Below are 8,636 nucleotides of genomic sequence, written 5' to 3' on the forward strand. Positions count from 1 at the left end.
TGTTGTCTTGTTGAGCTCTGACTGGGTTTAAATTATTAAATATAGGTAGGTTCAGCAATTTTCAATAGTGACGTATACTAGCTGGATTAAAATTCCCCAACCGTGATCCACTAGAGAGTTCAATTTTGCTAAGTTATCGCCACAGTTTTCACGCTGGCAATCATGCCGATGTCCTAAAGCATATCGTTCAAAGCCTTATTCTCAATGCTCTGAAGCAAAAAGATAAACCCTTTGTTTACCACGATACTCACTCCGGCGTTGGGCGCTACGACTTAAACCACGAGTGGGCAGAAAAAACTGGCGAATATAAGCAAGGTGTCGCTCGACTCTGGCAGCAAGTCGATATCCCAGCAGAACTGCAAAGCTACCTAGATTCAATCAAGGTCCTAAATAATAGTCAGAGTTTACGTTATTACCCAGGTTCACCACGAGTTGCGCGCGCGCACCTTAGAAAACAAGATCGCATGGTATTAACCGAATTGCACCCAAGCGACTATCCACTTCTCGAGCAAGAGTTTCACCGTGACCGTCAGGTAAGTATCTACAAGGAAGATGGTTTTAAACGACTCAAGGCAAGTCTACCGCCTCAAGAGCGCCGTGGCCTAGTTCTTATCGATCCGCCGTATGAGCTGGCGAAAGAGTACCGTGATGTCGTACAAGCCATTCATCAAAGCCACAAGCGCTGGGCAACGGGTATCTATGCCATCTGGTATCCTGTCGTCAATCGGTGTGACATCGAAGATATGATTGAAGGCCTTGAAGGGCTCGAGATTCGCAAAATACTGCAAATTGAATTGGGCGTATCAGCCGACAGCAATGAGCATGGCATGACAGCATCTGGGATGATAGTCATCAACCCACCATGGAAGCTTGAAAGCCAGATGCAAGCAATTCTCCCCTTCCTTAAAAACGCTATTGCACCGACAACGGGTCACTACACTGTGAAGTGGATTGTACCTGAGTAACATGAGTGAACTTCTCGCCTAAAGTGGACAAGTGAAGAAAATTTAAGCTGGATAGATTGAGTTAGGCCAATCTATCCTCCATATCATAAACAATAAAGAAACGCGGGTGCCAAAGTGACGATACACTTATCTGGCACATCGATTCGCAAAAATTGGAGAAATAAATGGCGACTCATTTTGATTATATCTGTATCGGCGGTGGTAGCGGTGGTATTGCATCAGCAAACCGAGCAGCAATGTATGGCGCAAAAGTAGCGCTAATTGAAGCGCAAGATCTCGGCGGTACATGTGTGAACGTTGGCTGTGTGCCAAAGAAAGTCATGTGGCATGGAGCTCAAGTCGCCGAAGCCATCAATCTCTACGCCGAGGATTATGGTTTTGATGTGGATCTAAAAGACTTCAATTGGAGTAAATTGGTCGAAAGCCGCCAAGCCTATATCGGGCGAATTCACGAGTCTTACGATCGCGTACTAGGTAACAACAAGGTTAACGTTATTAAAGGTTTTGCCAAGTTTGTCGATGCAAAAACCGTAGAAGTCAATGGTGAACACTACACAGCGGATCACATCCTTATTGCTGTCGGTGGCCGCCCAACTATTCCGAACATCCCAGGAGCAGAGCACGGCATCGACTCTAACGGCTTCTTCGAATTAAGCGAGCAACCAAAACGCGTTGCGGTTATTGGTGCTGGCTATATTGCCGTAGAGATTGCAGGTGTCTTGCATGCTCTTGGCACTGAAACTCACCTTTTCTGTCGTAAAGAGTCGCCGCTGCGAAGCTTTGATCCCATGATCGTAGAAACGCTAATAGAGGTCATGCAAGCTGAAGGACCAACTTTACACACTCACTCTGTGCCCAAAGAAGTAGTTAAAGAAGCCGATGGCAGCCTAACCTTGCACCTAGAAAATGGCAACACACACAATGTTGATACTCTGATTTGGGCGATAGGCCGCCACCCAGCCACAGATGCAATTAACCTTGCAACTACCGGAGTTGAAACCAATCAAGCAGGTTACATTAAAGTAGATGAATATCAGCAAACCAATGTTGCGGGTATCTACTGCGTCGGCGATATCATGGAAGGCGGCATAGAGCTGACTCCTGTTGCGGTTAAGGCCGGTAGACAGCTTTCTGAGCGACTATTTAATAATAAGCCTAATGCTAAAATGGATTATGACTTAGTCCCTACCGTGGTATTTAGTCACCCGCCGATTGGCACCATAGGCCTTACAACTCAAGAAGCGGAGCAAAAATACGGTAAAGACAATATTAAGGTATACACATCTGGCTTTACCGCCATGTACACGGCCGTCACTAAACATCGTCAACCATGTAAGATGAAGCTCATTTGCGCTGGCGAAGATGAAAAAGTGGTGGGCTTACATGGTATCGGCTTTACAGTTGATGAAATGATTCAAGGCTTTGGCGTGGCGATGAAAATGGGCGCGACTAAAGCAGACTTTGATTCGGTTGTCGCCATCCACCCAACAGGCTCAGAAGAGTTTGTTACCATGTAGATCATACTCTGGAAAATCCACTCTTTAGATTTGTAAAGTCTGGAAAACATACTAGCTTCAATAGAGTTTATCTCTTGATGGAGCTAGTATGGTTACTGTTGTAAATTCGAAAAACTTTGACGTTCCTCGAATCTACCCACCTTCAAATAAATCAACCTCCATTCATCTAAGTGGGTTTCCTACCTTCTACTCGAAAAACAACGAATATCTTCTTCCCGTTAATCTTTGGTTCAATTATTTGGTGAATATCCGTAAAGCAGCCGACATAACAGCAAGTGTTCGTGCTCTTAAAAGATATTGGCAGTTCTTAGAAACTAACGATTATTCTTGGGATAATTTCCCAGCAAACGATCACCTAAAACCCACCTATCGCTTTCGAAATGATGACCTGTTAAAAGCAGCTAGGAGTGGTGAGATCGCCTTTTCGACAGCTTCTATGTACATTCTTCATGTCATCAAGTTCTACGAATGGGCTGCTCATGAGAGATTTATAAGGTTCAATGAGGAGAGCAAACCATTTAATTACCAAATAGTTCATATTGCTAACTCAGGGATGATGAGCCATAACAAACCTAGGTTTGCAGTACGTTCAACTGATCTCAGGATTAGAAAGCCAGCAAGAAATGAGCAACAAAAACTCAACCCGCTATCTCGACAAGAACTAGTTTGCTTCGTAGATTGCCTTTTAGAAAGCTCTGAAGAATTCATCATTCATCAACTTCTTCAAATTCAGTCTGGATTGCGCGTTGAAGAAGCTTGTACATTTCCGTTCTCGGTTGTTGAAATGCCTAACCCACACATTCATAGGTACGAAGTTGAAATCGGTATTCATAACGGCGTACATACAAAATTCAACAAAACTCGTAAAGTAGAAATACCCAACAAGTTAATGCGCAAAATGTATGATTACTCGGTTAGTGAGCGTCGACTAAGGCGAAGCCAAAAATCTGAAAGAGAATATAGAACGCTTCTTCTCAACAACTTGGGCATCCCACTTTGCAGTAACAACATCCAACAGCACTTTCGACGCCTAAAACATCGCATCCAAGACAAACACCATATCCCCTTTAAGCATCGAACTCATGATCTAAGAGCAACTTATGGTACATACCGCCTTGACTCACTGCTTGAACATTTTCCGGACGTTGGAGATGCGATGGCTTTACTAATGGGATGGATGGGACACAAAGATGATAAAACGACATGGAAGTACATCAGATACCTAAGAAAAGAAAAAGCAAACCAGAGTGCTGTGGTGATGCTAGATCAAATATTAGAGGAAGCAATGTTATGACTTATTCTCCACCGATATTAAAGATAAAACTTCGCACTGGTATCAAACAAACATTCACATATGACTTTACGCGTTTTTTCTACAAAGGTGTTGCTTTTAAAAGAAATTTACAAGACGCAGAACCTGCAAATCGAGATTCCGATGTTCTTAGATGGTACCGAATATTCAGCGAAACAAATGAATACTCAGATCTAACAAAGCAAAGCTACCTGCGAGATTTTGCAAAGTACGTTCGTTTTTGTGATTCGAAAAAACTTAATCCGGAAAGCTCAGCAGCTGTCGAATCATTGGAGCGACACTTAATAGAGCAAGTTCGGATCTACTCAATGAATGTCAATTCCGCAAGAAAAATGATTTCTTGTTGTAAAAAATGTTTGGAAATGTTCGGTAACCCGAGCTCTGAGTGGTTTTCTCCTTATAGTTTATTTCGATCTGAACCTAATCCAACTCAAGGCTACTCAGATAGAGAGCTATCTTCCTTAATCAAAATTATCCACTCCTTTTTCAGACAGATTTCCAAACAAATAATGAATAGTCCAGAAGTTCACTTGAATGCATCCAGTAATCAAAGAACAGCATCCTTTAGCTACAACCAACATACACACAAGATTGCCTCTCCGATAACAAAGTGTTTTAGCGCTGCCTATTTCATGCTGTCGTATTACACATGGGGTAACACGACTGTCCTCTTAAATATGACTAAACCTAAAGAAAAAGTTTTTGAAGGCGGGAAGTGGTTTGAGCAAAGCGTTTTAAAACCGCGAGCAAATAAGTACGTTTCCATATCTATTGGTGATAACGGTACATTTCATGTCCCCAAGATTGCTCTTCGCTTTTTTGAACAGTTGTTAAAATTAAGTAGCCTTATATCTATAGAACCTCACCTTCTTTGGCGCGCCAAAAGAGGAGACATAGCCCCTTTGGAGCAAGGGCATGTACAAAACTTCTCAAAATGGCTGCAAGAAACATTCGATATCAAATCTGATGAAGGTGACCCATTACGCCCTATGGCCTCAAAGTTTCGTGCCAGCGGGAGTTATCGATATTTATCGAAAACCGGAAATGCCACAGAAACAGCGTTACTCTTAGGTAATACGCCTTACACACTATCAAAACATTACTCATCCGGCCAACAGGTAGAAAACCAGAAACAACTGCTTGCTGCAACTCACACAATTGAGGGGGCGGCTAGATGCTCAGATATAAACAATGCAAAAGAATATGCGAAAAAAGAACTGGGACTTGAAGTTCTTCCTTATGAGGAGTTCCTTAACAAATATGCGGATAGAAATGGGGAAAAGACGATCATTGGAACTGGTTGTAAAAATGTCTATTCCGACCAAGCTAATAAATATAGAAGAAGAAATCATTTCAGTCCTAAAGACTTTCTCGTCGACCACCTAGCATGCTCTGACATTCAGAATTGTTTCAACTGCGAAAATCAAGTCATCATTGAAAGTGTCGAAGACATCTGGTGCCTATTGAGCTACCGAGATTCTATAGTTGACTCCAAAGTTCACCATCTCAGTGAACAACACTTTAATAAAAACTATTCTGAGCTATTAAGCTCTATCACTCGAATAATCTTTACAATACACCCAAAAGTAAAAAGACTTGCAGAGAAAAAGCTACAGAATGAAGGAAGGCACCCTCTATGGCCTGAAGGCATTAACCTAGATTTCTAAGGGCATTCTATGACTCCATTATTTGAACTACCTAAGAATATTCTCAAAGAAAACATTTCTGAATATAAAAGAGTGATCGATTTATATGTAAAAAACCATTTTAGAGAATTAGATAATGTAGTAGTAACAAAAAAGTATGATGGTAGCACTCAAAGTTACTTTGGAGACGAGGAATGGAACTTTTCTGCATACTTAGATACCAGAATAGTTCATAAAAAACAGGTCATTTTTTCTTCATTTTCAAACGAGAATTTGGCTAAAGAAATGAAACTTATTTGTTTCTCATGGCTCTACATTGCGGGACATCACAGAAAAGGAGCAGTTATTAAACCAACAACTCTTCTTGCACGTTTTTCAAAACTAGCTCAGGTATATAAATTTATTGAAAGAAATGGTTTTTCTTCTATCAGCGACCTTTCGTCAAATATTGTCTTCCTAGAGTTTCGTAACCACCTTAAAGCCCAAGAGTATCAAAATGCTCAAGTAGAAGCCATTTACAACACATTGACAAGTATACAAAGAGTTGCTAAGTACCTCCCTATCAATTTCTCCATACCGCCCGATCAAACTTCGGCTAAGTTTTCCTTTGAATTAACAGGTAAAACTAAAGAGGAAGGAGCTAATCAGTTTTATGCTATGCCAACGAGAATAATGGAAGAGATTTACGGTTATTGCTTTAGCAAAATTGACGAGTACTACCCACATAGAGAGGCTCTCCACGAGTTATTACATGATCTAAGAGAAAACTACGTAGAAGGAAAAAGGCGTGTTGACGAGAAAATAGAAAATGGAACCTGGCAATGGATGAATAAAGAATCTTATGACTATAGAGTTGAAGTCAACAAGCACATGCCTTCAAAGTATAAGTCCATAATAAATGCTCATATAGAGAATACTCCTCTCGGCAGCAAGCTGCCTAGCGACGCACGTAATTTCCAAAGTGCAATAATTGAGTTGCAAACTATTTGTTTCATCACCTGTGGAGCCCTTACAGGAATGCGCCGTTCTGAGCTATATTGCTTAAACTCCAATAGTTTTCGAGAGAAAGAAGTATATGGTAGAAAATACTATGTTCTCCGCTCAGAGCATCATAAGTTCACTCAAGGGAAAGGAAAACCAGCAGAATGGGTAACAACTAAGCTTACAGAAAAAGCCATCAATATTGCGGAAGCTCTCTCACGACACATGCGAATTCAGTTGTTAGAGGATGAAGACCCGATGAGCGAATATAATTCATCTTGTTTGTGGTTGGGACAAGGACGCAAATCCTTAAAACCAGTAATTATACAAGATAATAGTATGAGAAGGCATTTTCGAAGTATATGTCAAAAAGCAGATGCCATAATCACCAAAGAAGACCTAGATGAATTTCGTCTTATTAACCCAAATAGAGAACCCAAGAAAGCAGATGAAATCTTAAAAGTTGGTAAGATTTGGCCGCTAAGTACTCATCAATTAAGGCGAACCTTTGCTGTGTTTTCCAAACGACATAATCTTTGTCACGACATTGCAATAAAACAACAATTTAAGCACTTAGATCTCCCTACAACAGAATGGTATGGAGAAGGAGGGCTTGCCAGTAAAATAAAAGCATTGCAGATCGATACTGAACTCCAGTCCTTCATCAACGATGTTATCCATGAGTCTACAACACAAAAAATCCACGAATGGTACGAAGGAAAGGAGTCTAACAATCTTATGGGACATATGGCTGGATCTATCAATAAAAACCGACTGGGCCTTCCTAAAAAGTATAAATCTTGGGATTCGATAAATGAGCACGTCAAGGCCGGTCGCCTAACTCTAGTTGGTACACTACACTCGTATTGTATGGCAGGGTACGAATGCCAGATGCATAAGATAAGTTCACCTGCAAACTGTATGAGTTGTGAAAACCAACTTATTGGCCAAGAACAAATTGAAAGCTGGCAAAAACGTCATGCTTGGGTTTCTCAACAAGTTAAAGACATGGATGCTATAGGCACACTAACAAGTTCAATGTATTCTCATTTCATTACGCAGATTAGAGCAGCGGAAAAAGTATTGTATCGATTTAAAATTCCATTCGAAAAGTTCGACATAGGAAACAACCAGTATGAGCAAGTCCCAAATAACTAGGGTTGAACTTGAAAATGCATTAAAGCGTATTCTAAGCGGAAAAACCGAGCGTATAGATCCAAATAGAAAACTTTCTGTCAAAGCAGTAGAAGAAGAGGCAGGATTGGGTGATGGTTCCGCTTACTATTACAAAGACATAGTCTCAACGATAAAAAAAACGGCGCTCAATAACTCACCAAAAGCTAAAAGCCATAACCTCTACGAAGAAAAAATTGCAAACCTCAGGGAGCGCCTATCTAATGAAAAGCGCTTAAAAGAGAAGTACTACAAACAAGCCGAAGACTATAAAGAACAATTAAGTGAAATGGCCAGTCAGCATAACCAACTGGCTTTGATGATTCAGCAGTACCAGTACAAAATTGCAGAGCTACGATCTGGAACTAAATCTATTGATCTCTAAGTATACTCATATGGATTAGTCTGGACTTGAACTCGCGGTGCTATTAGAACTGACAGGTTGCCCTTAACTTGCTTCTGTCCCATTCTGGGCTACGTGTCGAAGTTTGAACAAACATCATCGGGTAGATTTGATATAGAAAAACTAATGGTTTACGAGAAGCAAGACCTGCCCAGTGAGTTTTCAAAAAACCTTCATTTTCACTACATTAATAGTCATTATGCAACGGTGCACTATAGGTTAAAAACTGTTACGATCTTTTCACGATCAGTTGAAAGGATAAATATAATGACAACAATTGCTTACCTAACCATAGAGAGTATTGAAGGCGGTTTATTGTCGATGGCTTGTAATACCCCAGATTCAATGGGTAATGGCTATCAAAGTGGCCATGAAAACGAGATTACAGTTCTGGGTTTTTCGCATAACATGTCTTGGGAAAACCGTTCAGTACACTCACCTATTCAGATCGTTAAAAAAGTGGATAAGTCCAGTCCACTAATATCACAGGCATGCTCAGATGGAGCTGAATTAAAATGTCAGCTTACTTTCTATCGCAACTCTCCTAGAGGCGGTACACAAGAAAAGTTTTACCAAATTGACTTAATTGGCGCTTTGATTAGAAATGTAAATATCGAAATGCCCAACGTGGCTCATTTT

The 8,636-nt window shown here is 40.7% G+C and carries 7 protein-coding genes; all 7 read left to right on the forward strand.

What is annotated here, in order from left to right:
• Positions 1–125: 125 nt before the first annotated feature.
• Positions 126–965 (forward strand): 23S rRNA (adenine(2030)-N(6))-methyltransferase RlmJ, encoded by an 840-nt coding sequence (locus tag MHN79_RS19605; RefSeq protein WP_239174534.1) that lies wholly within the window; start codon positions 126–128, stop codon positions 963–965.
• Positions 966–1,129: 164 nt separating this feature from the next.
• Positions 1,130–2,482 (forward strand): glutathione-disulfide reductase, encoded by a 1,353-nt coding sequence (gorA, locus tag MHN79_RS19610; protein WP_239174536.1) that lies wholly within the window; start codon positions 1,130–1,132, stop codon positions 2,480–2,482.
• An 88-nt stretch (positions 2,483–2,570) separates the two neighbouring features.
• The gene (locus tag MHN79_RS19615; protein WP_239174538.1) at positions 2,571–3,776 is read left to right on the forward strand and encodes a site-specific integrase; all 1,206 of its coding nucleotides are present in this window, start codon (positions 2,571–2,573) and stop codon (positions 3,774–3,776) included.
• A complete protein-coding gene (locus tag MHN79_RS19620; RefSeq protein WP_239174540.1) occupies positions 3,773–5,461 on the forward strand; it encodes a hypothetical protein in 1,689 nt (562 codons plus the stop codon). The genes MHN79_RS19615 and MHN79_RS19620 overlap by 4 nt, the downstream gene beginning before the upstream one ends.
• Before the next feature lie 9 nt (positions 5,462–5,470).
• Positions 5,471–7,579, forward strand: coding sequence for an integrase (locus MHN79_RS19625; protein WP_239174542.1), 2,109 nt, complete (start codon positions 5,471–5,473; stop codon positions 7,577–7,579).
• A complete protein-coding gene (locus MHN79_RS19630) occupies positions 7,557–7,979 on the forward strand; it encodes a hypothetical protein (RefSeq protein ID WP_239174544.1) in 423 nt (140 codons plus the stop codon). The genes MHN79_RS19625 and MHN79_RS19630 overlap by 23 nt, the downstream gene beginning before the upstream one ends.
• Positions 7,980–8,264: 285 nt before the next feature.
• A partial coding sequence (gene tssD, locus MHN79_RS19635; protein ID WP_239174006.1) for a type VI secretion system tube protein TssD occupies positions 8,265–8,636 on the forward strand: 372 nt, incomplete at its 3' end.

This window comes from Vibrio sp. Of14-4 (assembly GCF_022347625.1).
Taxonomy (GTDB): domain Bacteria; phylum Pseudomonadota; class Gammaproteobacteria; order Enterobacterales; family Vibrionaceae; genus Vibrio; species Vibrio pristinus.

Excerpts from the sequence above, each read along its gene's own strand:
- MHN79_RS19630 (WP_239174544.1), top strand. The coding sequence starts at position 7,557 with ATGAGCAAGTCCCAAATAACTAGGGTTGAACTTGAAAATGCATTAAAG.
- MHN79_RS19620 (WP_239174540.1), top strand. The coding sequence starts at position 3,773 with ATGACTTATTCTCCACCGATATTAAAGATAAAACTTCGCACTGGTATC.
- MHN79_RS19625 (WP_239174542.1), top strand. The coding sequence starts at position 5,471 with ATGACTCCATTATTTGAACTACCTAAGAATATTCTCAAAGAAAACATT.
- gorA (WP_239174536.1), top strand. The coding sequence starts at position 1,130 with ATGGCGACTCATTTTGATTATATCTGTATCGGCGGTGGTAGCGGTGGT.
- MHN79_RS19615 (WP_239174538.1), top strand. The coding sequence starts at position 2,571 with ATGGTTACTGTTGTAAATTCGAAAAACTTTGACGTTCCTCGAATCTAC.